This window comes from Paenibacillus sp. H1-7, assembly GCF_022354825.1.
Lineage (GTDB): Bacteria > Bacillota > Bacilli > Paenibacillales > NBRC-103111 > Paenibacillus_S.
The window spans coordinates 7801831-7825723 of sequence record NZ_CP031168.1 but is presented as its reverse complement, the minus strand read 5'-3'; the positions used below and the strand labels follow the sequence as shown (position 1 = coordinate 7825723).

The following is a 23893-nucleotide window of genomic DNA, read 5'->3' as shown; positions in this document are numbered from 1 at the left end:
TCGCTTCGGTGACACTTTAATGGAGAGTTTGATCCTGGCTCAGGACGAACGCTGGCGGCGTGCCTAATACATGCAAGTCGAGCGGTCCCTTCGGGGATAGCGGCGGACGGGTGAGTAACACGTAGGCAACCTGCCTGCAAGACCGGGATAACTATCGGAAACGATAGCTAAGACCGGATAGCTGGTTTCCTCGCATGAGGGAATCATGAAACACGGGGCAACCTGTGGCTTGCAGATGGGCCTGCGGCGCATTAGCTAGTTGGTAGGGTAATGGCCTACCAAGGCGACGATGCGTAGCCGACCTGAGAGGGTGATCGGCCACACTGGGACTGAGACACGGCCCAGACTCCTACGGGAGGCAGCAGTAGGGAATCTTCCGCAATGGACGCAAGTCTGACGGAGCAACGCCGCGTGAGTGATGAAGGTTTTCGGATCGTAAAGCTCTGTTGCCAGGGAAGAACGCCATGGGGAGTAACTGCCCTGTGGGTGACGGTACCTGAGAAGAAAGCCCCGGCTAACTACGTGCCAGCAGCCGCGGTAATACGTAGGGGGCAAGCGTTGTCCGGAATTATTGGGCGTAAAGCGCGCGCAGGCGGTCATTTAAGTTTGGTGTTTAAGCCCGGGGCTCAACCCCGGATCGCACTGAAAACTGGATGACTTGAGTGCGGGAGAGGAAAGTGGAATTCCACGTGTAGCGGTGAAATGCGTAGAGATGTGGAGGAACACCAGTGGCGAAGGCGACTTTCTGGACCGTAACTGACGCTGAGGCGCGAAAGCGTGGGGAGCAAACAGGATTAGATACCCTGGTAGTCCACGCCGTAAACGATGAGTGCTAGGTGTTAGGGGTTTCGATACCCTTGGTGCCGAAGTAAACACAGTAAGCACTCCGCCTGGGGAGTACGCTCGCAAGAGTGAAACTCAAAGGAATTGACGGGGACCCGCACAAGCAGTGGAGTATGTGGTTTAATTCGAAGCAACGCGAAGAACCTTACCAGGTCTTGACATCTGGGTGAAACGTCTAGAGATAGGCGCCCTCTTCGGAGCACCCAAGACAGGTGGTGCATGGTTGTCGTCAGCTCGTGTCGTGAGATGTTGGGTTAAGTCCCGCAACGAGCGCAACCCTTGACTTTAGTTGCCAGCATTAAGTTGGGCACTCTAGAGTGACTGCCGGTGACAAACCGGAGGAAGGCGGGGATGACGTCAAATCATCATGCCCCTTATGACCTGGGCTACACACGTACTACAATGGCCGGTACAACGGGAAGCGAAGCCGCGAGGTGGAGCCAATCCTTAGAAGCCGGTCTCAGTTCGGATTGCAGGCTGCAACTCGCCTGCATGAAGTCGGAATTGCTAGTAATCGCGGATCAGCATGCCGCGGTGAATACGTTCCCGGGTCTTGTACACACCGCCCGTCACACCACGAGAGTTTACAACACCCGAAGTCGGTGGGGTAACCGCAAGGGGCCAGCCGCCGAAGGTGGGGTAGATGATTGGGGTGAAGTCGTAACAAGGTAGCCGTATCGGAAGGTGCGGCTGGATCACCTCCTTTCTATGGAGTCCATGATGACTGCAGGTCATCGGACATAAAGCAGTTTTAAACTGCAAACTAACACTCACTTCGTTGTTCAGTTTTGAGAGGACAACAAACTCTCAAACCATGTTGGAAGATTTTGATGCTTGCATCGAGGTTAACCGCATGATAAGATATTCTTCCTGTCATTGAGACAGGTTGAATGAACCAAGCTTGTTCCTTGAAAACTAGATAACGAAATAAATGCGTAGAGCAAACAAAGTGTATTAGCAAGGTTAAGCTAATAAGAGCACACGGAGGATGCCTAGGCACTAGGAGCCGAAGAAGGACGTGGCGAACGACGATATCGCCTCGGGGAGCCGTAAGCAGGCATTGATCCGGGGATGTCCGAATGGGGGAACCCAGCTGAGGTAATTCTCAGTTACTCACATCTGAATACATAGGGTGTGTAGAGGCATACGAGGGGAACTGAAACATCTAAGTACCCTCAGGAGAAGAAAACAAAAGTGATTCCGTCAGTAGCGGCGAGCGAAAGCGGAACAGCCCAAACCAGAGGGCTTGCCCTCTGGGGTTGTGGGACGTCAATGTGCGAAAAGTTGGTTAGGCGAAGCAGTCTGGAAAGGCTCACCATAGGGGGTAACAGTCCTGTAGCTAAAAACCAACGTATCGCTAGACGGATCCCGAGTACCGCGAGACACGTGAAACCTCGTGGGAAGCAGGCAGGACCATCTGCCAAGGCTAAATACTCCCTAGTGACCGATAGTGAAGCAGTACCGTGAGGGAAAGGTGAAAAGAACCGCGGGAGCGGAGTGAAATAGAACCTGAAACCGTGTGCTTACAAGAAGTCAGAGCCCGTTAACGGGTGATGGCGTGCCTTTTGTAGAATGAACCGGCGAGTTACGTTCCCGTGCAAGGTTAAGGTGAGAAGCCGAAGCCGCAGCGAAAGCGAGTCTGAATAGGGCGAATGAGTACGTGGGCGTAGACCCGAAACCGTGTGATCTACCCCTGTCCAGGGTGAAGGTGCGGTAACACGCACTGGAGGCCCGAACCCACGAATGTTGAAAAATTCGGGGATGAGGTGGGGGTAGCGGAGAAATTCCAATCGAACTCGGAGATAGCTGGTTCTCCCCGAAATAGCTTTAGGGCTAGCCTCGGGAGATGAGTAGTGGAGGTAAAGCACTGATTGGGTGCGGGGCCCGCCAAGGGTTACCAAGTCCAGTCAAACTCTGAATGCCACATACTTTATCCCGGGAGTCAGACAGTGAGTGCTAAGATCCATTGTCAAGAGGGAAACAGCCCAGACCATCAGCTAAGGTCCCCAAGTGTGTGTTAAGTGGGAAAGGATGTGGAGTTGCGCAGACAACCAGGATGTTGGCTTAGAAGCAGCCACCATTGAAAGAGTGCGTAATAGCTCACTGGTCGAGTGACTCTGCGCCGAAAATGTAACGGGGCTAAACACGCCACCGAAGCTATGGATGCAGAAATGCGTGGTAGGGGAGCGTTGTATGTAGGTTGAAGGTGTACCGTAAGGAGCGCTGGACAGCATACAAGTGAGAATGCCGGTATGAGTAACGAAAAGACAAGTGAGAATCTTGTCCGCCGAAAGCCTAAGGGTTCCTGAGGAAGGCTCGTCCGCTCAGGGTAAGTCGGGACCTAAGGCGAGGCCGAAAGGCGTAGTCGAAGGACAACAGGTTGATATTCCTGTACCACCGTGAACCGTTATGAGCAATGGGGTGACGCAGAAGGATAGTGACGCGGGCTGATGGATGCCCGTCCAAGCAGAGAGGCTGATGTGTAGGCAAATCCGCACATCGTAAGGCTGGTCTGTGATGGGGAGTGAAAATTACAGTAGCGAAGGTCATGAGTTCAAGCTGCCAAGAAAAGCCTCTAGCCAGGGAGAAGGTGCCCGTACCGCAAACCGACACAGGTAGGCGAGCAGAGCATGCTAAGGCGCGCGGAAGAACTCTCGTTAAGGAACTCGGCAAAATGACCCCGTAACTTCGGGAGAAGGGGTGCCTCGGTAGGGTGAATAGCCCGAGGGGGCCGCAGTGAAAAGGCCCAAGCGACTGTTTAGCAAAAACACAGGTCTGTGCGAAGCCGCAAGGCGAAGTATACGGGCTGACGCCTGCCCGGTGCTGGAAGGTTAAGGGGAGTGGTTAGGGGTAACCCGAAGCTATGAACCGAAGCCCCAGTAAACGGCGGCCGTAACTATAACGGTCCTAAGGTAGCGAAATTCCTTGTCAGGTAAATTCTGACCCGCACGAATGGCGTAACGACTTGGGCGCTGTCTCAACGAGAGATCCGGTGAAATTTTAATACCTGTGAAGATGCAGGTTACCCGCGACAAGACGGAAAGACCCCATGGAGCTTTACTGCAGCTTGATATTGGACTTTGGTACGATCTGTACAGGATAGGTGGGAGCCTGAGAAGCATGAGCGCCAGCTTGTGTGGAGGCGACGTTGGGATACCACCCTGATCGTATCGGAGTTCTAACCCGCGGCCGTGATCCGGTCGGGGAACAGTGTCAGGTGGGCAGTTTGACTGGGGCGGTCGCCTCCTAAAAAGTAACGGAGGCGCCCCAAGGTTCCCTCAGAATGGTTGGAAATCATTCGAAGAGTGCAAAGGCATAAGGGAGCTTGACTGCGAGACAAACAGGTCGAGCAGGGACGAAAGTCGGGCTTAGTGATCCGGTGGTACCGAATGGAAGGGCCATCGCTCAACGGATAAAAGCTACCCTGGGGATAACAGGCTTATCTCCCCCAAGAGTCCACATCGACGGGGAGGTTTGGCACCTCGATGTCGGCTCATCGCATCCTGGGGCTGAAGTAGGTCCCAAGGGTTGGGCTGTTCGCCCATTAAAGCGGTACGCGAGCTGGGTTCAGAACGTCGTGAGACAGTTCGGTCCCTATCTGTCGTGGGCGTAGGAAATTTGAGAGGAGCTGTCCTTAGTACGAGAGGACCGGGATGGACGTACCGCTGGTGTACCAGTTGTTCCGCCAGGAGCACGGCTGGATAGCTACGTACGGACGGGATAAGCGCTGAAAGCATCTAAGCGTGAAGCCCCCCTCAAGATGAGATTTCCCAGTATGTAAGACCCCTTGAAGACGACGAGGTAGATAGGTTCGGGGTGGAAGCACGGCAACGTGTGGAGCTGACGAATACTAATCGGTCGAGGGCTTATCCATTCATCTGCCATACGAAGTATGGTCAGAAGTGCAATACACTTGCTCATTACACGCATCGTTTCGTATCTAGTTTTCAGGGCGCAAGACGACCTGAATGAAATACCTTATGTTTCTTGGCAGAAACATACCGTTTGGTGATGATGGCGGAAGGGAACCACGCGTACCCATACCGAACACGACCGTTAAGCCTTCCAGCGTCGATGGTACTTGGACCGAAGGGTCCTGGGAGAGTAGAACGTCGCCAAGCGGTAATCAGTTTTAACATCAGTGAATTGTAACGTTCCCTGATAGCTCAGTTGGTAGAGCACTCGACTGTTAATCGAGTTGTCACAGGTTCGAGTCCTGTTCGGGGAGCCACATCTCCAACTTAACAGTCAAGGAATGATAATTCCTTTTTCATTTGATTCACAATGGAGAGGTGTCCGAGTTGGCCGAAGGAGCACGATTGGAAATCGTGTAGGCGTCACAAGCGTCTCGAGGGTTCGAATCCCTCTCTCTCCGCCATTAATTTATGCAAGGCCCGTTGGTCAAGGGGTTAAGACACCTCCCTTTCACGGAGGTAACAGGGGTTCGAATCCCCTACGGGTCACCACTATTCCTATACATATGGAGGCTTAGCTCAGCTGGGAGAGCATCTGCCTTACAAGCAGAGGGTCGGCGGTTCGATCCCGTCAGCCTCCACCATATAATAAAACGACGCGGGGTGGAGCAGCCCGGTAGCTCGTCGGGCTCATAACCCGAAGGCCGCAGGTTCAAATCCTGCCCCCGCAACCAATTTTCTTTTAGTGTGGAGCCGTGGTGTAGAGGCCTAACATGCCTGCCTGTCACGCAGGAGACCGCGGGTTCGAATCCCGTCGGCTCCGCCATTTTGCTTCAAGGTGTATCTGATTTAGAGTGAATCGAAGAGTGTAACATCGGCAGCTTTACTTATCATGCCGCCGTAGCTCAATCGGTAGAGCAACTGAATCGTAATCAGTAGGTTGGGGGTTCAAGTCCTCTCGACGGCACCAGGTTTTGATATTTTCATATGGCGGTCGTGGCGAAGGGGTTAACGCACTGGTCTGTGGCTCCAGCATTCGTGGGTTCAAGTCCCATCGATCGCCCCATCTTTTTTATTGGGGATTAGCCAAGCGGTAAGGCAACGGACTTTGACTCCGTCATGCCTAGGTTCGAATCCTAGATCCCCAGCCATGTAAGAGCCATTAGCTCAGTTGGTAGAGCACCTGACTTTTAATCAGGGTGTCGTAGGTTCGAGTCCTACATGGCTCACCATGTTTTCTTAAAGCGCGCGTATGGCGGAATTGGCAGACGCACTAGACTTAGGATCTAGCGGGCGACCGTGGGGGTTCAAGTCCCTCTACGCGCATGTTTTATGCGGAAGTGGCTCAGCGGTAGAGCATCGCCTTGCCAAGGCGAGGGTCGCGGGTTCGATTCCCGTCTTCCGCTCCATTATCTATAAAAAAGTTCTTGCTTTTATAGGTATTTTTTTGTATAATAGTTCTTGTTCTTTCTGAAATGTGCGGAAGTGGCTCAGCGGTAGAGCATCGCCTTGCCAAGGCGAGGGTCGCGGGTTCGATTCCCGTCTTCCGCTCCAGAAAGCCGGTATGGCGGAATTGGCAGACGCGCGCGACTCAAAATCGTGAGGGAAACCGTGGGGGTTCAAGTCCCTCTACCGGCACCATATCTTCGGGACGTAGCTCAGCTTGGTAGAGCACCTGGTTTGGGACCAGGGGGTCGCATGTTCAAATCGTGTCGTCCCGACCATGTTATTTTATAGTAGTGAGCGGGTGTAGTTCAATGGTAGAACTCCAGCCTTCCAAGCTGGTAGCGTGGGTTCGATTCCCATCACCCGCTCCATATTTATGTCTCAGTAGCTCAGCTGGATAGAGCACTCGCCTTCTAAGCGAGTTGTCGGGGGTTCGAGTCCCTCCTGGGACGCTTTTACGTAGAACAGATCACCACCTTCGTATGAGGGTGGTTTTTTTGTTGTCCCGTTTGTGTAATAGCCATCGTGCCGCAATAAGCAGGCTAGTACTAAGCCCTCGGAGATAAAATCCATAGGAGGGCTTTAATAGAATGAGGATGGTAGTTAAAGCGACTTCCCGCGCTTCCATTCGAGCTGGGTTCGAATATCTCGTATTTCTAAAATGACAGAGTCGTACTTCTCGCTAAACTTGGTTAAAACCTCATAATGATACCTTGATTGTTCCTCCAATTCTGCTCGGAGCTTATCCATTTCCTTGCGGTGAAGCTCTTCGCGATGCGTATAAGTACGCAATGTCCAATAGAACAAAGCTACAAACAGGACGGCGAAAGGACCATAAAAAGCAAAATAATCCATTGTTGTTGTAGGTAACATAACTATGATCAACTCCTTGTCATTTATGAGATGAAATCACATTCCTCGGCAGCTCAGCGTTTTTCTTCTAGCTACGAAACTGACCCTCAGCCACCTGCTTCAGTAACAACTCCAACACCATCAGCCGCCACAATAGCCGCAACAGTACCTACAGCCGCCTCAAAAGCATCGTTAGTAGTCATCAACATCGATAACATCAAACACATCGCGTCACCTCCTCATAATGCACTTCTGACAGACAAAGTCCGACAGGCTACAAAATTAAGGAAAGATGCTGAAACTTAGGCAATATTGTATGAGTGGACGAAGAGCAATCTCCCCAGCCTTGGTATGGAGCTTGTCTGTTTATGGTTCTGCTCTTTCATAACGTATAGGCTTGAGGAGATACGAAAGTAAAGGAGTTATTCTATTCTTTTTTTTCGTATGGTACATGAGAGGAAGGAATCGCTCATCAGCCCTCCGGTATCCCGCAAATAATACGTTATAACCGGCCCTGGTGCGGTATCCTTTGCATATTGTAGGGCTCGTGCTGCATTGCGGCTTTTGGCCTGTTCGTCGAGGAATATCATTTCTTTGCGGGAGAGCTTGCGCCGTTTGGGAGCCGCATGGCGGTAGCCGTCGGAGCCGATTTCTTCGGCAATTTTAAGCGAAGTCTCTCTTCGCTGCCTCATATCGTATTGCCATGCACTCAAAAACGGCTGATCGTTATGAGCGATTTTATATGGATTGGGGTCCTTCAGCTCTTCCTGTAATAAATAATCGGCCAAACGCTCCAGTTGGGAGGAGGCGGGCAGCTTACCGGCGGAATGCAGGTAGGTTTCGATGAGTGAGAATATGACCTTTATACGTAAAGTACGGTTAGCGATATTACGCCGGATGATTCCGGTTATTTTATGATCCAGCTCGTCATGCTCATTATGATCCAATAGGCTCACCTTCCTTTTGCCCTTCAGTATCCGTTTCAACGTCGTGCCATTGCTTAAACACAGCGGCTATTTTTCTCGTGGCGGTAGCGACGGCATCTTGAACGGCCTGCTTCGTAATGCCCATTCGGATACCGGCTGTATCCAGCGTGACGTCGTGAATATACACCCAATGAATCGATTCAGCCTGCCTGGTGGTAAGAGAAGCCGATTCCATAGCGATCGTCAAATCCGTTAAAATATCGACACCTGCATAATCCCCGGCGTAATAGGTGCGGGATCGAATATGATGGCCGTCCCGAAGAAGGCGGGCAATCCCTTTGGCATCAAGGCAATAGGCGTTAGGTGTAAATCGGCGTCGTTTGCTGCTTATATCCAGTTTCATTTTTCTCATATAAATTAGCACCTCCAAGTTAAATTAAGAGTTAATAACCATTGAGGTTGTCAGCGGACCAAAGCTCCTTTGTCGGATGGGAGTGGCGGGCACCATAAGGCTGCTGCGGCAAAGAAACAACCCCTTTCACATGGTTTGGCAGACGAAAAGTATTTTCTTAGTTGTCGGTGAGGAGCACAAAATAAGAACAAATGTTCGTATCCGTTCGCGTATAATTCTAATCTCTTCCAGCTATGATTGCAAGAAGGAAATCTTCGAATCTACGTTCAAAAATGACGGAAGAATAGCCGTTTGTCTTTACTCAAACTTTGTCATTCTTTAGTTTTCTTAGGATATCTCCGAATTTGGAAAATTTTTCTGAAGACCTTTAAGAAGATTTATTTGCCTAGCAGCATAATCTTTATCCTTGATAGAGGTGCCTATAATGTTCGTATGTATGTTCGTATTGCTAGTTAAAAGGGATCAGGTTGGAACGCACCCGAACTAATTGTTAACCATATATCATATAATTAAGTTGACAATTAGAATAAGATGTTCAAAAATAGTAGAGTCACTGTCCACGCTTGGAAATGAGACAGACCGAATACGAACACCAACGGGAGGGTAATATGATGCTGAAAATACCAACACTAACCAATTGGAATAAGCTGGCGGAAAAAGCGCTTCGAGGTGATGGGCTGACGGAGGAAGAAAGCTTGTCGGTGCTGAAGGCCGGCGATGAAGAGCTTTTGCCTATTTTGCATGCCGCATATAAGGTAAGAAGTTATTATTACGGCAATAAGGTCAAGCTAAACCTAATTGTCAACGCCAAAAGCGGGCTCTGTCCCGAAGACTGCGGCTATTGCTCGCAATCCATCATATCCAATGCGCCGATAGACAAATATCCGCTGCTTGACCAAAAGACGCTCGTAGACGGGGCACGCAGGGCGATGGAGCTGAAGGTGGGTACTTACTGTATAGTGGCCAGCGGAAGAGGGCCAACGGGCAAAGAACTCGATCAGGTTATCGAAGCGGTGAAGGAAATTAAGGCGACGATGCCTATGAAAATTTGCGCATGCCTGGGGATTTTAACAGAGGAGCAGGCAGTACGGCTCAAGGAGGCGGGGGTCGACCGCTACAATCACAATCTGAATACAAGCAAGCAGCATTTCCCGGCTATTACGACGACACATACATATGAAGATAGAGTAGATACAGTGAACCGGGCCAAAGCGTCCGGCATGTCGCCCTGCTCCGGCTGTATTATAGGAATGGGGGAGACGGACGAGGAGATCGTTCAAACGGCCTTTGCGCTTCGCGGGCTGGATGCCGATTCGATTCCGGTCAACTTCCTCAACCCAATTCCGGGCACTCCGCTGGAAAACAGAAGGGAGCTGAATCCGCGCAAATGCTTGAAGGTGCTGGCGTTAATGAGGTTCGTCAATCCAGCCAAAGAAATTCGTGTGGCGGGGGGCCGCGAGCTCAATCTTCGATCTTTGCAGCCGTTGGCGTTATATGCGGCCAATTCGGTGTTTGTAGGAGATTATTTGACAACGGCAGGTCAGGAGGCGGCGGAAGATCACCGGATGATCGAGGATTTGGGCTTCGAGATCGAGCTTTGCGCGTTATAGACATGCAGGCTGCGACTCGTTGAAAACCTGACAGAATAGGGACAATTTTCAGTATTTGTTGTGAATTTTTCAGGCCTGCTCTGGCACATTGGGGGTACTTCCCTTATAATATAAGGGTGGACAACCTCAGGTGCTGGGGTTGTGTTGTTATATAAAACACTTAAATGAGGTGTAGAGATGAGTTTGTTTGATTTGACCGGTAAAGTAGCTATCGTTACGGGCGGTGCCGTAGGTCTTGGTGGCGGAATCTCTTTGGGTTTGGCGCAAGCAGGTGCTGATATCGTGGTAGTAACGAGCAATGACCGCAACAGAGAGACACAGGAAAAAATCGAAGCCCTGGGACGTAAAGTCCATACGGTCGTCGCGAATTTGTCTGATGAAAACGAATTGCCGCGCGTAGTTAACGAAGCGTTGTCCGCGTTTGGCAAAATCGATATTTTGGTAAACAATGCTGGGATTATCCGCCGCACTCCGGCTGCAGAGCACGCTGCTCAAGACTGGCATGACGTTATTAACCTGAACTTGAACGCGGTGTTCTTCTTAAGCCAATTGGTGGGCCGCGAAATGATCAAGCAAGGCTCCGGCAAAATTATCAACATCGCGTCGATGCTGAGCTTCCAAGGCGGGATCAACGTTCCTGGATACACGGCTTCCAAGCACGCGATTGCCGGTCTTACCAAAGCTCTGTCCAACGAATGGGCAAGCAAAGGCATTCAAGTTAACGCGATCGCTCCGGGCTACATGGCTACGGACAACACGTCGGCATTGCGCGCGGACCAAGAGCGCAACGCGCAAATTACGGTTCGTATTCCTGCAGGACGTTGGGGCACTCCGGAAGATTTGCAAGGTCCTTCCGTATTCCTCGCTTCTTCAGCTTCGGACTACATGAACGGTCACGTGCTGTGCGTTGACGGCGGATGGATGAACCGATAATGGCGGCTAACGGATCTACTCAAATGTTTCAGCCCGAAATCATTACGTTCGGAGAAACGATGGCGTTAATGATGCCAGCCGGTACGAAGGGAATCGAATATTCCTCGCAATTTCAAGGACTGTTCGGCGGAGCGGAGAGCAACGTGGCGATCGGTGTAGCTCGTCTCGGCCATCGTGTAGGCTGGTTCAGCCGGTTGGGGAAAGACCCGTTTGGACGGATGATTCTGAAAAAAATCCGCGGCGAAGGGGTCGACGTATCCCGCGTTGAGCTGACTACAGAGGCTCCTACGGGCCTCATGCTTCGCGAAGTTGTATCGGGTAAGACGTCGGTATACTACTACCGCAAAAACTCCGCAGCAAGCACGCTGAAGCCTGAGCATCTTGATGAAGAATATATTAAGCAGGCTAAATATTTGCATGTTACCGGCATTACGCCGGCGCTCAGCGAGTCCTGCCGTGCGGCAGCCAAGGAAGCCATGCGCCTTGCGCGCAAAAACGGGGTGAAGGTATGCTTCGACCCGAATTTGCGATTGAAGCTGTGGTCCATCGAGGAAGCGCGCGAAGTGCTGCTAGACATGGCGAAGGAAGCGGATTACTTCCTTCCTGGACTGGACGAGCTGAAGCTGCTGTACCAAACGGAGAGCTTCGACGAAATCGTTCAACGCTTGAGCGAGCTTAACGCGGTCAGCATCGTCAAAGGCGGAGACGACGAGACATATGTCGTCGAGCAGGGCCAAGTAAGCGCAGTGCCGTACTTCAAGGCCGAGCAGGTCGTGGATACGGTGGGCGCAGGAGACGGCTTCTGCGCCGGCTTCATCGTAGGGCTGCTGAAAGGCTACAGCCATACGGAAGCGGTGCGTCTCGGCAATCTGATCGGCTGCATGGTCGTGCAAATGGAAGGCGATTGGGAAGGCATCCCTGCCTGGGAACAGGTAGAAGCGGTCCTTAACAACGTAAAACACGTAGAGCGTTAATATAAACAGGGAGCCGACAGCTCTCAGGTGAATCAATAGGAGTCTGCCGCCGGCGGAGAAATCGCAAGCCGGTGGTACAATCCCTAGATGCAGATGCGGAAGGAATGGAGACAACCATATGAAAAAGTTGAAGCTGCTGCAGCAAATCAGTAACGAAGGCGTCGTAGCGGTACTCCGCGGCGAGACGCCGGAGGAAGTCGTCGAGATGGCCGAGCAGGCCATCGAGGGAGGCATCAAGGTCATCGAGGTGACGATGACCGTGCCTTTCGCTTTGCAAGCGATCGAGACGCTTGCGAAGAAATATTCCAGCTCGACGCAGGATCCATCCAAATACGCCATTATCGGCGTAGGCACGGTATTGGATCCGGAGACAGCGCGAGCTGCGATCCTGAGCGGGTCCGAGTTCGTCGTAGGACCCGCATTGAACCCGGCTACGGTAACGCTGTGCAACCGGTACCGTGTGCCTGTAATGCCCGGGGTCATGACGATCCAGGAGATCCAGCATGCGCTGGAGCTCGGAGTGGATATCGTCAAGCTGTTCCCGGGCAACCTGTACTCGCCTGCGACGATCAAGGCGATCAAAGGTCCTTTGCCGCAGGCGAACATTATGCCGACCGGCGGCGTATCTTTGAGCAACCTGGCGGAGTGGATCAAGGCGGGCGCGGTTGCGGTAGGCATCGGCTCCGATTTGACGACCGAAGCCGTCAAAGAGCGCAATTACAGCCTGGTAGCGAAAAAAGCCGCGCAATATATCGAAGCTTATCGCGCTGCCAAGCAATAAGCGAAGCTTTGAAGAACAAGACACAAAGGTCACTGTTCCCGAAAGGGGTCGGCGGCCTTTTTTTCATGCCATATGACTACGATATTCTTAGCGTTAGCAATCAGGCTTCCTTTAGCAGGAAGTCACCCATTCGGGCCATTGACCATATACTGCATAGACTACAACCTATGGAGTGAATATGAGAAATGAAAATGACGCTGGAATTAGCTAAATTTTTGCTTCAAACTGCCGAACGCAAGGCCAGGGAGCTTGGTCTTGCCAGTGATATCGCTATCGTGGATGATGGAGGAAACCTGGTCGCTTTCTACCGCATGGACAATGCCCGAATAGCTGGTATCGGTATTTCCCAGGACAAAGCGTGGACGAGTGTCGCCATGAGAATGCCGACGGCTAACCTCGCGCAAAATGCGCAGGCAGGAGGGCCATCCTTCGGTATTAATACGACTAATCATGGCAGAGTCGTTATTTTGGGGGGAGGCATCCCTCTGATGAGAGGCGGCGTGCTGGTTGGAGGAATTGGGGTAAGCGGCGGAACAAGCGCTCAAGATATCGAGGTGGCTGCTGCAGCCGTTCAAGCATTCGAGAGCATGCGCTGGACCGAGCACCAGCAGGGGGCTTCCGTTCGAATCGGTTCCGTTAATTCCCTGTGCTAGCAGACCGCACTTCGGAGGGAGCATTACCTGAAAGAAGGAGTACATTCAACCATATGAAAAAATGCGAAGCTGCTCATCCGGGCAGCTTTTTTCTTTATTAAAAGGGGAAAAATCACCAAAAAGGATTGGCTAATTTCACATGGTAAACTATACTTTTATTACAAATAAATAGAAGAGCGGAGGGGCGTATATGAACATCAATTGCTTGGACTACCTGGATCCGGAAAAGGAACGCAGTCCGAGTTCATTTCCAATAAACAGAACATTCCTCATATCTCTACAGGAAGCTTATTCAGAAAAGCAGATCAGGACGGCACGGAGCTAGGTTTAGTGGCCCGACAGTATACTGCCAAAGGGGAGTTGGTGCCCGACGAGATAACCATAGGCATCGCATTGGAGCGATTGGATCAGGATGATTGCAGCCAGGGCTTTTTGCTGGACGGGTTTCCGCGCAATTTGGCGCAAGCCGAGGCTCTGAATCAATATGCTGCGGCTCGAAATAAAATGATAGACCATGTCATCTATATTGAAACGGATGAAGCTCTTTTGCTGGAACGATTGACGGGAAGAAGAGTTTGTCCGGCTTGCGGTAAAACATTTCATCTGATGAACCATCCGCCGCAAATAGATGGTCAATGCGACTACTGCAGCGCCAAGCTGATTCAGCGTGCGGATGATTCGGAAGAGACTGTAAAAGAGAGATTGAAGGTGAATCGGAGGCTTACGGACCGGCTTGTTGAATATTATGACAGTAAATCCGTTCTTCGCACGGTTTCAGGCTCCAAGGAGATCCATGAACTGTCGGAAGACATTGCGGAGCTGCTGCAGAGGGACTAGAACGAGCAGGACAGCCATACTTCTTAAGGCGAGGTGAAAGTATGTCGGATTGGAAGCATGCATTAACTATCGTATGCGAGCGTTATGCACAATCGAAATCACGAATCGAATGGATCCTGGTAGGCTCCGTCGGGTCCGTCCTGCAAGGCTGCAATATGACGCCGGGAGACCTGGATATTTATACAAGGCATCGGGAAGGGATAAAGGAGTTCGCGGAGCTGTTGCAGCCCTATGCGCTTGAAACGAAAAGCGTGGAGCCGCACGGAGACCGTTGGCTGTCGTCGGCGGTGGAGCCCACCTTCACCCAAACGTTCGATTCCGGCTTCTCCTGGACAAAGGGACGATGGAACATCGACGGATTCCAGGTCGAAGCAGTACATATTTCCAATTCGGCCGGGATTCCTGATTCGCTCCAGGGCGACGGGATATGGGAAGGCGGGCAATTCATATGGAGCCTTTACAAAAACGTGAATGCAGGACCCTGCACGGTTGCTGTGGTTCCTCTGGAAATCCAGCTGGAATCCAATCTAAGAAGGAAAAGGACGGATCGTATCCACTCGATTATGGAGGCTTTGGGCCAATCAGGCTACAGCCAGGAGCTGATCGAAAAGGCGCTGTCAAAAGATCATTTGCAATGGTTTTACTCGGAGATTGACGGTTTCAAGCAATGATAGCAGCATAAAATCAAGATGAGACTCCTGTTCCTTCCTGCAACTTCCTTGCCTGAGGTTTCGTCGATAGAAAGTGAAATGGAATCTGCCATTCACTGTTGTCAGGAGGGGGTTCAATGAAAAGAGCGGCAGGTCTTACGCTCACCATGATCTTATTATTCGGGTTGTACGCCTTCTTCGTGCCGTCTGCGTGGGCTTTATCATGTGCTCCGCCAAGAAAGCCGATAGAGGAGCTGGGGTACTCCGACATGGTATTCAAGGGCAGGCTGGTCTCCGAAGCTAAAGATAGGCTGACTTTCGCCGTAAGCAAAGTATGGAAAGGCGAGGTCAGCGAAACGACCATGTTATATCAAAATTATTGGACTGAGTTTACCAAGGGTGAGGAGTATATTGTTTTTGCCGGTACGAGTGAAGGCAGGATGCAGCCGAAGCTGTGCGGAAATACAGGATTGGCCGCCGGATTCGACGAGCAGGCACTAGGCGAGAGTATAACTTTGGCGCCTCGAAGGAGCTACTGGCAGCAGGCGCTTGTAGCGATAGTGTCCGGTGCATTAGTGGTTTCCGGTGCAGGTATCTACGCGATCAAACGTAGAATCGGGAAGTAAGTCGGACATCGGTCCGGCTTTTTTGTATGGGGAAGTACGAGCTTAACTAGCAAAAAAACACCTTCCTGGTGTCCAGGTTCCATCGCGTCGACTTGGACCGAAGCATCCATTTAGGAGCAGGTACTAGATGAAAATAAGCCTTTTCACATAATGCTCGGTGAGTTACTATAAATGTAAATAATAACCAACCCGTCGTAGTGAACTTACCATCTGTATACTAGTCGCTCGTAACCAAAAGAGGAGGGCTCCCCATGCCAAAATATCAAAGACGTAATACCCCCGCTTTTACAGCAGCTTCTTATTTTGCTCTTGCCGCTGGAATCTTGTTGTACTGCATCGGTATTTACAATGCTGACTGGGAACTGAATGTGAAAGGCTACTATCTGCTGTGCATGTTCCTGATCCTCATCACAAGTATTGTGACCCAAAAAGTAATTAGGGACAACGCGGAGGACCGGGAGCTTAAAAATGAAAATCCGAAGCATCGTTACCGCAACACTCCGGCTTTTACAGGGCTGGCGCTAGCAGGATTGATCATCGGCTTCGGCATGTTTTTCATCGGTCTATTCAACGCGCCGTTCGAGCTAAATGTAAAAGGCTACTACATCGCCGTTATGCTGCTGATCTCCTACAGCTCCATCGGGGTGCAAAAAGTGACCAGGGATAACGCTGAAGACAAGGAGATTATGGAGAACCAGAACCAGAACCTCAACGGTTAAAAAAAGGCGCCTGCCGCGAATCGATTCCGGTTCAACGGCAGGCATTTTTATCGCCAAATAGAATTTTGCATCCCCATGACCTCGGAATTTTATAAATTCTATTGTGGTAAAAAAAATCTCACCAGAACCGCAAAGTTCTGATGGGATGTGTTAGTGCTGTAATTTGAAGAATTACTCCGTAGCTACCGATTGATCGGCTTGCAGGTTAACTGGAGCGATACGTACGAAGCTGGTTTCGAGATTAGCAAGCAAGTGCGCCACTTTATCCGCAGCTTCGGTTTGACCGGAAGCCGCCAATTCTTGATGGTAAGCGCCGAGCAGCTCGTTTAAGTCTTTCAGGCTTTGCGGGCCGATTTTCTCGATTTTCACTTTCGCGCCTTTAGCGATACGGCGTTCGATAGCTGCTTCGTCCATACCCATCTCAGGGTTCAGACGCTGGTAGATAACGCCGCCTGTCATACCTGCGCAAATCCATGGACCTGGATCGCCGAGAACTACAGCGCGACCGTTGGTCATGTATTCGAACGCGAAGCCTTTCAGGTTAGCGCGGCTAGCCAGACCGCCGAGGTGATCCTCCAACGGAGAAGTGATCTCTCCGCCGAATACTACGTCTGCGCCGGAGAAACGGATGCAGGCACGAGTATCTGCGTTGCCTTGGATCAGGAACAAGCCTTTTTGCGCGCCGTAGCCGAACGATTTACCAACGGAACCGTTGATAAATTGGCCGTGGGAGCCTTGAGATTTCAGGATTGCAACTTTACCGCCGAATGCCATTTTACCTACACCGTCTTCGGCACCGCCGTGTACGGTGATGTCAACGCCGCGTGCGTTGAATGCACCCAGACCGTTACCCGGTACGGAACCGTCGGTCAATGTAAGCGATACTGGAGGCAGCTCGTCGTAGCTTCCGTCGAAACGGTCTCTTACGCGATGGCTGGCATAACGGCTTCCCAGAATACGGGATTCCGCATCCACTTTGGACCATCTGCGGTTGATCGGAGCGTCGAACGACAAGGAATCCGGGAAGAACTCCTGACCTTCGGCACCTGCAGCGATACGGATATCGGAGGATACCGTAGCGGCTGCTTCCAGCTGAGCTTCGTGAGCGGCAGCGAAGGAAAGCGGAGCCGGACGCAAAATGTCGGACAAGTCGATTTTATCCAGGCAGCTTACCTGCTGCAGCAGGTCGGAACGGCCGACAAGCTCTTGTGCGCTGGAGAAGCCAAGCTGAGCGACGATTTCGCGAATTTCTTGACCCATGCCGCCGTACAGGCGAACAAGGGAATCAACAGCCAAATCGAATACACGAGGTACGAAACGGCGAAGACCTTTTTCTTCGGCTTCTTCCATCGAGTCGATTTGCGTTGCGATACCGACGTGGCAAGTATCCAGGTGGCAACCACGGCATGTAGTACAGCCGATAGCCTGCATGGAAATACTTCCGAAGCCGCAGCGGTTAGCGCCGAGCATCATCATTTTGACTACGTCTGCACCGGACTTCAAGCCGCCGTCGGACCAAAGCTCGACTTTATGGCGAAGGCCTGCTTCAATCAGAGCTACGTGAGCCAGCTTGGTACCGATCTCGGTAGGCAAACCAACGTGAGTTAGGGAGTGAATACGCGCAGCACCCGTACCGCCGTCGAAGCCGGACAATGTAATAACATCCGCACCCGCTTTGGCAACACCGACTGCAATCGTACCGATACCCGGAACGACAGGAACTTTAACATTGATCTTCGCTTTGCGTCCGCTTGCTTCTTTCAGCTCGGAGATGATTTGCGCCAAGTCCTCGATAGAGTAAATATCGTGGTTGTTGGATGGCGAGATCAGGTCGGAACCGATCGTTGCGTTACGGGCAGCCGCGATTTTGGCTGTAACCTTGGAGCCTGGCAAGTGACCGCCTTCGCCTGGTTTAGCCCCTTGACCGATCTTGATTTCAAGGAAAGCAACGGCGTTAGCCAGCTCTACGTTAATACCGAAACGTCCGGACGCTACTTGCGCGCCGCGAGTTCTTTTGTAACGGCCGAGCATATCTTTGATCTCTCCGCCTTCACCGTTCATGGTAACCATGTTCAGACGCTCACCGGCTTCCGCATAAGCGCGGAACGCGGTTTCGTTCTGGGAACCGAACGACATGGAGGAGATCAGCATTGGCAAATCGTGACCGCCGATACCGATATCGACTTGGGACGGATCGAGAGGCTTGCGGCCTTCCTTCTGCGCCAATTCGTAGTTGAAGTCGGCAACGTGACGGATCGAAATCGGATTGCGCTTCTCTTCTTCGCGCAGCTTGTCGCGGTAATCGCTGTAAGGAGCGGTTCCTGCGGCAGCCTCGCCCAAAGCTTTCCACATCCGTTGGAAGAAGTGGAAGTTGCGCGCCGCTTTGGCTTTCGGATTGGCAAAGTCCGCATAACGGGCTTCGGCATCCTTTTCCAGCTCGGCAAATCCCGTACCGGCATTGTCACTGCCAAGGTAGTTAACGATATCGAGAACATCGGATACTTCCGGCTTCAAGCCGATCGACGAGAAGAAGCGGGTGTAGCCGCGCAGCTCGTGAGTACCGATAGTGGAAATAACTTTTTCCAAGCCTTTGGACAAGGCTGCATATACTTTGCGTGCTGCAGGAGCGCCGTTTTTGTCGGCAGCCGTAGCAAACAGCAGGTATGGAGATACGATATCGACGCCAAGTCCGCATGCAACGGCAATATCATGCAGGTTGCGGATCGCAGCGGTACGAAGCACGACGGTCGTTTGACGGCGCAGGTTGTCGCCGACGGACAGCTTCTCTGCACGCAGAGCGATGTCGACTTTGGATACCGCCAAATGCGGATCCATGAACAAGCGCTCTTCCTGATTGACTGCGGCATCGTCAAGAATAAGCAATACGGTGCCGTTCTTCACAGCGGCAACGGCATCGGAAGCCAATTGCTCGAGCGCGTCCTTCAAGGAAGTGCCGCGTGCGAACGTAAGCGACAATGTCGTTACGGCATTAGCGCCTTGAGCCGAGAACAAAGCACGCAGCTGCTCGAAGCTAGGTTGACCCAGCTCAGCCAGGGAGTCTATCCCGTTGCTGCCTTCAAGCACAAGCGGAGTCAGCAATTCAACGCGCAAACGTTGATCCGGCTGGCCGTAAACGACAGGACGAGGACCTACGACAACGCGAGTGGAGAAGTGCTCCATTTCACGGTCACGGTCGATCGCAGGGTTCGTTACGACAGCTACGCTTTCTTTGATGAAGTCAGGAATGTTTTGACGTTCCCAGTTAATACATGCATGCGGTCCGTCATGACCGAGGGAGCGAATCGGCTCAGCGCCTGTTTCCGACATCGTTTCGATCATTTGGATGCCTTCGCGGTCCCATCCGAATGCACTGTACAGAGCATCCGTAGCGGTAATGTCTTCTTGAGCTGCCGCTTCCACTGCAGGGAATTCATCCTTCAAGTGCTTGCGCAATCCTTGGAAGTTAACGCGTTTGCTTGCGCGATCATACACCAGGTTCTGAACTCCGGAGTATGGAATTACTTGCACATGCTCGCCAGGAGTCAAGATAACGCCGATTTTCTCGCCTGGGGCGATAGGTTTCGGATCAGCTACCATTTCATCTACGGTAATTACGCCTTGCTCGGAGGAGAAGTACAGCGAAGTTTCGCTTTCTACCATCCAAACCGGACGAAGACCAAGAGCATCGACGCTGAAAATACATTCGTTGCCGTAACGGGATACGATCCCTGCTGGACCTTGAGCGTAATGGCCCCAAATTTGACGATAGTATACATACAAGTCCTGCAATTCTGGACGGAACTGTTTCATTTCATTAATAATAGGAGGGAACACGACTTCCATCGCTTCAAATAAGCTGATGCCGAATCGGTGAATGAAGGTTTCGATTGTGCGGTTCATGTCCTGGGAGTCGCTTCCGCTCTCAACGAGCTGAACGCCGACCATGTCCGCTTCGAGACGCATTTTTTTGACGGTGTTGATTTCGCCGTTGTGGCCTAGCAAAGAGAAAGGCTGCACACGGAAAAAGCTGGACTGAGTGTTAGTGGAGTAACGGTTGTGACCGATAGTAACTTGTGCCGCAAAGAGAGGATCGCGTGTATCGTTGTAGTACTTAGGAAGAATGCTGGCTGCGCCCATCACTTTGTAAGCGGCGGTGACATTGCTCAATGTGGCGACGTGAACGGTGTATCGGCTTTCGATAGCAACATGCAGCTCGAAGAGGTGGTCTGCAACTACAGCTTCCTGTTTGTCGCAGATAGCGGCGATTTGCCAGAAGGTTGGCTCGTCATTGCGTCCGTTCTCTCCCAAGACGCTGCTGTCAACCTGATTTTCTTGTTCCAATATAATAGAAACTTCGAATTGCGCGAACATCTCGCGGATGCCTTTTTGCATATCGGCTACGGAAATGTCCAGCTTGCGAGGAACAAAGATGTGAGCTACGGAAAAACGCGGATCGTAAGCGAGTTTGCCGTCAAGGCCTGCTTCGGAAAGCTTTTTCTCCCAAAGCGCTCTCGGAATGTCGGTCAAAATACCGCAGCCGTCGCCTTCGCCGTTAATAAATCCCGAACGATGTTCCATTTTGACAAGGGCATCAATCGTTTTCTGAATATTATCGCGGGATGGGAATCCGTCCTTCTCCACGATACAAATGATACCGCAGCTATCGTGCTCGGTACCTAACAAATTCTGAAAACGGCCTTCATTACGCATTACTTCATTCATTCTTGTGGTCAGCAGGCTGACCGTCACCTCCCATTAAGAGTATGCGGGTACTAAATCGTCATCGAGCAAGGTTTGTTCATGTTCCGATATGGCAAGGAAGGGGACCCAGTTATCTCTTCCTGTGAAATGAATAATTATTCATTTTCTCTGCATAATCAGAAATCGCTGTCTTTTGGCGTTAGCTCTGCGGACCATTTTTACTAGAATCCTTCCCTAAAAAAACGGCTGCCGCGTTCGTGAATTAGGCGCAAAACAAAACGAATTACATGGTGAAAACCTTATAAATAAGCCGATTTTAATGAAAAATAAAGTATTAATAGAATATCACGAAATTGATGGATGCACAATAGAACATTACGGGGAATCGTTGGATGTAAGCGCTATCTATTTTGCATAACTGGTGAATAAAGGGAAAATGTGAACGAAACGTGTCGTTTGGCTAAAAACGAACAAATCTATATACCTAATGGTTAATAGTTCGTCTTTTGAAAAAGCAAAAAGAGTGAAAAACAGAAGATAGGAGCAGAAACCCCAAGAAAACAGAGGGCAATTTACGTAGTAAACGGGGAAAAACCTTTATCGCCTTGGGGTTTAAGCCCGTTAAACTTAAAACGATAAAAGATAAAGTTACAAAGCGGAAAGCATTAAGGCTGAAGCCTCCGGCAGGAGAAAAAGACAAGATTTCCGCTCCGCCGGACGGAGTCGGCCAATTAACAAAAGGACTGCAGCCATTGTATGCTGCAGTCCTTCTATTTGCGCCGGAGCCTCCGCGGCCTTCTTATCGCTCGCCCGCCATGACGGCGAAGGCGCGTTCCGCCGCTTCTACCGTAACGGCGATATCGTCTTCGGTATGCGCGGTCGTCATAAACCAAGCCTCGTACTTCGATGGAGCGAGGCAAATGCCCTGCTCGAGCATCAGCCGGAAGAAGCAGGCGAACTGCTCGCCGTCCGTATCCTGCGCTTCGTCGTAATCGGTCACCGGATGATCGCAGAAGTGGGTCGACAGCGCACCGCGGATGCGGTTGATCGTCAGCGCAATCCCGTGCTTGCGCGCTGCGGCGTCCAGGCCGCCGGCCAGGCTGGCGGCCAGCTTGTCGAGCCGGTCGTAGACGCCCGGCTCCTGCAGTGCCTGCAGGCATGCAATGCCTGCCGAGATGGAAGCAGGGTTGCCCGCCATCGTCCCGGCTTGATAAGCCGGGCCCAGGGGCGCTACCTGCTCCATGATTTCCTTACGGCCCCCGTAAGCCCCGATCGGCAAGCCGCCGCCGATAATTTTGCCCAGGGCCGTCAGGTCCGGCTCGATGGCCGCGAGGCTAGGAGCCTCCAGGCCATCGAACGTTTGCGCCGCTCCGTAATGGAAGCGGAACGCGGTAATCACCTCGTCGTATATGACGAGGGAGCCGTTGGTTCTCGCGGCGGCGCACAGCGCCTCGAGGAAGCCCGGCTTCGGCATGACCATGCCGAAGTTGCCGACGATGGGCTCGACCATCACCGCCGCGACGTCGTCGCCCCAGCGCTCGAGCGCCGCATGCAGCGCCTCGGCGTTGTTGAACGGCACCGTGATGACCTCATTCGCGATGCTCATCGGAATGCCGGCGCTATCGGGGATACCCAAGGTCGACGGGCCGGAGCCCGCGGCGACGAGCACCAGATCCGAGTGGCCGTGGTAGCAGCCGGCGAACTTGATGATTTTGTTGCGGCCCGTATAAGCGCGGGCTACGCGAATCGTCGTCATGACCGCTTCCGTACCGGAATTGACGAAGCGGACTTTATCGAGCGACGGAATGGCCGCCTTGATCATGCGGGCGAACTCGATTTCGAGCTCGGTAGGCGTTCCGTACAGCGTGCCGTTCTCGGCTGCGCGCACGATGGCCGCCGTAACGTGAGGATGAGCATGTCCGAGAATGATGGGACCGTATGCCGCCAAATAATCGATGTACCGGTTGCCGTCCTCGTCCCAGAAGTATGCGCCTTGTCCGCGCTTCATGAATACGGGAGCGCCGCCGCCTACCGCCTTGAACGATCGGGAAGGGCTGTTGACGCCGCCGACGATATGCTGCAGCGCTTCCTTATATAAGGATTCCGAACGCGGCTTCGCGTTCGATGGAATGATGGGGGTGGTCATGTTAAAGCTCCTTTATAGTTAACATAGTTAAGTAAACGGATGATAATGCATGCAGTATTAATGAAGCAGTAACCCTTTGACGACAATGACTGCATTGCCTTGTATCAGCACGCGTTCATTGCTGACACGCAGTCGGAGCAAGCCGGTTCTCGCGGAAAGCTGCTTTGCGGTGAACTGGCTTTTGCCGAGCCGTTCTTTCCAATAGGGAGCCAGCGCGCAGTGGGCCGAGCCCGTTACCGGATCCTCGTCGATTCCAAGAGCGGGGAAGAAGCAGCGCGATACAAAATCGAGCTCCGGATCGTCGGCACGGCTCGTTACAAGCAGACCGCGCATCGGCAGCTCCTTCAGCAGCCGAAAGTCGATCTTCAATTCCCGAACCGCTTGTTCATTCTCCACCTCGATCAGGTAGTCCATCCGGTTGCTGTAGACGGCCGACGGCTTGAAGCCGATCGCTTGCTCCAGCAGGGGAGAAGACTCACAGGGGACGACCTCCTCCATCGGGAAGTTCAGCTCAATGCCGTCATCCAGACGTTTGGCGGTTAACAGACCGCTCTTCGTATGAAAGCGAAGCTGCTCGATTCTGTACGCCGTTCCGCTTTCCCACAATACTTGGGCGCTGGCCAATGTGGCATGTCCGCATAAATCGACTTCAGCTTCCGGTGTGAACCAGCGGAGCCGATAATTGCCGACGCTGTCCATCGGACATAAAAAAGCCGTCTCCGACAAATTCATTTCGGCGGCGATCTTCAACAGCCAGGCATCGTCCTGAGGAAATTCCTGCAAAATGCAAACGGCCGCGGGATTTCCGGAGAAAGGGGTAGAGGTGAACGCATCGACTGTATAAATGGGAATCATTCCGAACATCTCCTT

At 51.9% G+C, this 23893-nt stretch carries 15 protein-coding genes, 17 tRNA genes and 3 rRNA genes; 29 read left to right on the top strand and 6 right to left on the bottom strand.

The window, feature by feature from the left end; all coding sequences use genetic code 11:
• The first annotated feature begins 16 nt into the window (after window positions 1-16).
• From DVH26_RS34505 to DVH26_RS34410, 20 genes are all read left to right on the top strand, one after another.
• Window positions 17-1549, top strand: a 16S ribosomal RNA gene (locus tag DVH26_RS34505).
• Between the two features lie 255 nt (window positions 1550-1804).
• A 23S ribosomal RNA gene (locus tag DVH26_RS34500) occupies window positions 1805-4717 on the top strand.
• Between the two features lie 130 nt (window positions 4718-4847).
• Window positions 4848-4964: ribosomal RNA gene (gene rrf, locus DVH26_RS34495) — 5S ribosomal RNA — on the top strand.
• The 16S, 23S and 5S rRNA genes sit together here with 17 tRNA genes alongside, the layout of an rRNA operon.
• Before the next feature lie 34 nt (window positions 4965-4998).
• Window positions 4999-5074: transfer RNA gene (locus DVH26_RS34490), tRNA-Asn, on the top strand.
• Window positions 5075-5129: 55 nt separating this feature from the next.
• Window positions 5130-5221: transfer RNA gene (locus tag DVH26_RS34485), tRNA-Ser, on the top strand.
• Window positions 5222-5234: 13 nt separating this feature from the next.
• Window positions 5235-5309 (top strand) — tRNA-Glu (locus DVH26_RS34480).
• Between the two features lie 16 nt (window positions 5310-5325).
• A tRNA-Val gene (locus DVH26_RS34475) sits at window positions 5326-5401 on the top strand.
• A gap of 13 nt (window positions 5402-5414) precedes the next feature.
• Window positions 5415-5491 (top strand) — tRNA-Met (locus DVH26_RS34470).
• Window positions 5492-5506: 15 nt separating this feature from the next.
• Window positions 5507-5583 (top strand) — tRNA-Asp (locus tag DVH26_RS34465).
• 68 nt (window positions 5584-5651) lie between these two features.
• Window positions 5652-5727: transfer RNA gene (locus DVH26_RS34460), tRNA-Thr, on the top strand.
• A 20-nt stretch (window positions 5728-5747) separates the two neighbouring features.
• Window positions 5748-5823, top strand: a tRNA-His gene (locus DVH26_RS34455).
• 10 nt (window positions 5824-5833) lie between these two features.
• Window positions 5834-5908, top strand: a tRNA-Gln gene (locus DVH26_RS34450).
• A gap of 5 nt (window positions 5909-5913) precedes the next feature.
• Window positions 5914-5989, top strand: a tRNA-Lys gene (locus tag DVH26_RS34445).
• Window positions 5990-6003: 14 nt separating this feature from the next.
• Window positions 6004-6083, top strand: a tRNA-Leu gene (locus DVH26_RS34440).
• Between the two features lie 8 nt (window positions 6084-6091).
• Window positions 6092-6166, top strand: a tRNA-Gly gene (locus tag DVH26_RS34435).
• Between the two features lie 70 nt (window positions 6167-6236).
• Window positions 6237-6311 (top strand) — tRNA-Gly (locus DVH26_RS34430).
• Window positions 6312-6315: 4 nt separating this feature from the next.
• Window positions 6316-6398 (top strand) — tRNA-Leu (locus DVH26_RS34425).
• Between the two features lie 6 nt (window positions 6399-6404).
• A tRNA-Pro gene (locus DVH26_RS34420) sits at window positions 6405-6481 on the top strand.
• A gap of 19 nt (window positions 6482-6500) precedes the next feature.
• A tRNA-Gly gene (locus tag DVH26_RS34415) sits at window positions 6501-6574 on the top strand.
• 7 nt (window positions 6575-6581) lie between these two features.
• Window positions 6582-6655, top strand: a tRNA-Arg gene (locus DVH26_RS34410).
• Window positions 6656-6806: 151 nt separating this feature from the next.
• Here DVH26_RS34410 and DVH26_RS34405 read toward each other — a convergent pair.
• The 3 genes from DVH26_RS34405 to DVH26_RS34395 all read right to left on the bottom strand — a co-directional run bounded on the left by DVH26_RS34405 (window position 6807) and on the right by DVH26_RS34395 (window position 8393).
• Complete coding sequence (locus tag DVH26_RS34405) at window positions 6807-7076, bottom strand: BhlA/UviB family holin-like peptide (RefSeq protein WP_239630110.1); 270 nt, start codon at window positions 7074-7076, stop codon at window positions 6807-6809.
• A 401-nt stretch (window positions 7077-7477) separates the two neighbouring features.
• Window positions 7478-8002, bottom strand: a complete 525-nt coding sequence (locus tag DVH26_RS34400) for a hypothetical protein (RefSeq protein ID WP_239630109.1) — start codon at window positions 8000-8002, stop codon at window positions 7478-7480.
• Complete coding sequence (locus DVH26_RS34395) at window positions 7992-8393, bottom strand: RNA polymerase subunit sigma (RefSeq protein WP_239630108.1); 402 nt, start codon at window positions 8391-8393, stop codon at window positions 7992-7994. Before DVH26_RS34395 ends, DVH26_RS34400 begins: the two co-directional genes overlap by 11 nt.
• 608 nt (window positions 8394-9001) lie before the next feature.
• On the opposite strand from DVH26_RS34395, the gene bioB reads away from it, so the two are divergent.
• The 9 genes from bioB to DVH26_RS34350 all read left to right on the top strand — a co-directional run bounded on the left by bioB (window position 9002) and on the right by DVH26_RS34350 (window position 16176).
• Complete coding sequence (bioB, locus tag DVH26_RS34390; RefSeq protein WP_275590440.1) at window positions 9002-10003, top strand: biotin synthase BioB; 1002 nt, start codon at window positions 9002-9004, stop codon at window positions 10001-10003.
• Between the two features lie 177 nt (window positions 10004-10180).
• Window positions 10181-10936, top strand: a complete 756-nt coding sequence (gene kduD / locus DVH26_RS34385; protein ID WP_239630107.1) for a 2-dehydro-3-deoxy-D-gluconate 5-dehydrogenase KduD — start codon at window positions 10181-10183, stop codon at window positions 10934-10936.
• Window positions 10936-11910, top strand: a complete 975-nt coding sequence (locus DVH26_RS34380) for a sugar kinase (protein ID WP_239630106.1) — start codon at window positions 10936-10938, stop codon at window positions 11908-11910. The genes kduD and DVH26_RS34380 overlap by 1 nt, the downstream gene beginning before the upstream one ends.
• Window positions 11911-12028: 118 nt before the next feature.
• Window positions 12029-12691 (top strand): bifunctional 2-keto-4-hydroxyglutarate aldolase/2-keto-3-deoxy-6-phosphogluconate aldolase, encoded by a 663-nt coding sequence (locus DVH26_RS34375; RefSeq protein WP_239630105.1) that lies wholly within the window; start codon window positions 12029-12031, stop codon window positions 12689-12691.
• Window positions 12692-12876: 185 nt separating this feature from the next.
• A complete protein-coding gene (locus DVH26_RS34370; protein WP_239630104.1) occupies window positions 12877-13344 on the top strand; it encodes a GlcG/HbpS family heme-binding protein in 468 nt (155 codons plus the stop codon).
• A gap of 201 nt (window positions 13345-13545) precedes the next feature.
• Window positions 13546-14181, top strand: coding sequence for an adenylate kinase (locus tag DVH26_RS34365; RefSeq protein ID WP_239630103.1), 636 nt, complete (start codon window positions 13546-13548; stop codon window positions 14179-14181).
• 41 nt (window positions 14182-14222) lie between these two features.
• A complete protein-coding gene (locus tag DVH26_RS34360) occupies window positions 14223-14852 on the top strand; it encodes a nucleotidyltransferase family protein (protein ID WP_239630102.1) in 630 nt (209 codons plus the stop codon).
• 116 nt (window positions 14853-14968) lie between these two features.
• Complete coding sequence (locus DVH26_RS34355) at window positions 14969-15457, top strand: hypothetical protein (protein ID WP_239630101.1); 489 nt, start codon at window positions 14969-14971, stop codon at window positions 15455-15457.
• A gap of 251 nt (window positions 15458-15708) precedes the next feature.
• Window positions 15709-16176 carry a YiaA/YiaB family inner membrane protein gene (locus DVH26_RS34350; RefSeq protein WP_239630100.1) on the top strand — a complete coding sequence of 156 codons (468 nt, stop codon included), beginning with the start codon at window positions 15709-15711 and terminating at the stop codon, window positions 16174-16176.
• Between the two features lie 171 nt (window positions 16177-16347).
• Here the strand turns inward: DVH26_RS34350 and DVH26_RS34345 are convergent, their stop codons facing one another.
• From DVH26_RS34345 to DVH26_RS34335, 3 genes are all read right to left on the bottom strand, one after another.
• Window positions 16348-20898: a glutamate synthase-related protein gene (locus tag DVH26_RS34345; RefSeq protein ID WP_239630099.1), complete on the bottom strand. Its 4551-nt coding sequence runs from the start codon at window positions 20896-20898 to the stop codon at window positions 16348-16350.
• A 778-nt stretch (window positions 20899-21676) separates the two neighbouring features.
• A complete protein-coding gene (locus DVH26_RS34340) occupies window positions 21677-23023 on the bottom strand; it encodes a glutamate-1-semialdehyde 2,1-aminomutase (protein ID WP_239630098.1) in 1347 nt (448 codons plus the stop codon).
• Between the two features lie 57 nt (window positions 23024-23080).
• A complete protein-coding gene (locus DVH26_RS34335) occupies window positions 23081-23878 on the bottom strand; it encodes a PhzF family phenazine biosynthesis protein (protein WP_239630097.1) in 798 nt (265 codons plus the stop codon).
• Window positions 23879-23893 lie beyond the last annotated feature (15 nt).

Bases quoted from the DNA above. Each gene is read 5' to 3' on its own strand.
- DVH26_RS34340 (WP_239630098.1), bottom strand. From the start codon at position 23,023: ATGACCACCCCCATCATTCCATCGAACGCGAAGCCGCGTTCGGAATCC.
- DVH26_RS34350 (WP_239630100.1), top strand. From the start codon at position 15,709: ATGCCAAAATATCAAAGACGTAATACCCCCGCTTTTACAGCAGCTTCT.
- DVH26_RS34345 (WP_239630099.1), bottom strand. From the start codon at position 20,898: ATGAATGAAGTAATGCGTAATGAAGGCCGTTTTCAGAATTTGTTAGGT.
- DVH26_RS34395 (WP_239630108.1), bottom strand. From the start codon at position 8,393: ATGAGAAAAATGAAACTGGATATAAGCAGCAAACGACGCCGATTTACA.
- DVH26_RS34355 (WP_239630101.1), top strand. From the start codon at position 14,969: ATGAAAAGAGCGGCAGGTCTTACGCTCACCATGATCTTATTATTCGGG.
- kduD (WP_239630107.1), top strand. From the start codon at position 10,181: ATGAGTTTGTTTGATTTGACCGGTAAAGTAGCTATCGTTACGGGCGGT.
- DVH26_RS34335 (WP_239630097.1), bottom strand. From the start codon at position 23,878: ATGATTCCCATTTATACAGTCGATGCGTTCACCTCTACCCCTTTCTCC.
- DVH26_RS34360 (WP_239630102.1), top strand. From the start codon at position 14,223: ATGTCGGATTGGAAGCATGCATTAACTATCGTATGCGAGCGTTATGCA.
- DVH26_RS34405 (WP_239630110.1), bottom strand. From the start codon at position 7,076: ATGTTACCTACAACAACAATGGATTATTTTGCTTTTTATGGTCCTTTC.
- DVH26_RS34380 (WP_239630106.1), top strand. From the start codon at position 10,936: ATGGCGGCTAACGGATCTACTCAAATGTTTCAGCCCGAAATCATTACG.
- bioB (WP_275590440.1), top strand. From the start codon at position 9,002: ATGATGCTGAAAATACCAACACTAACCAATTGGAATAAGCTGGCGGAA.
- DVH26_RS34370 (WP_239630104.1), top strand. From the start codon at position 12,877: ATGAAAATGACGCTGGAATTAGCTAAATTTTTGCTTCAAACTGCCGAA.
- DVH26_RS34375 (WP_239630105.1), top strand. From the start codon at position 12,029: ATGAAAAAGTTGAAGCTGCTGCAGCAAATCAGTAACGAAGGCGTCGTA.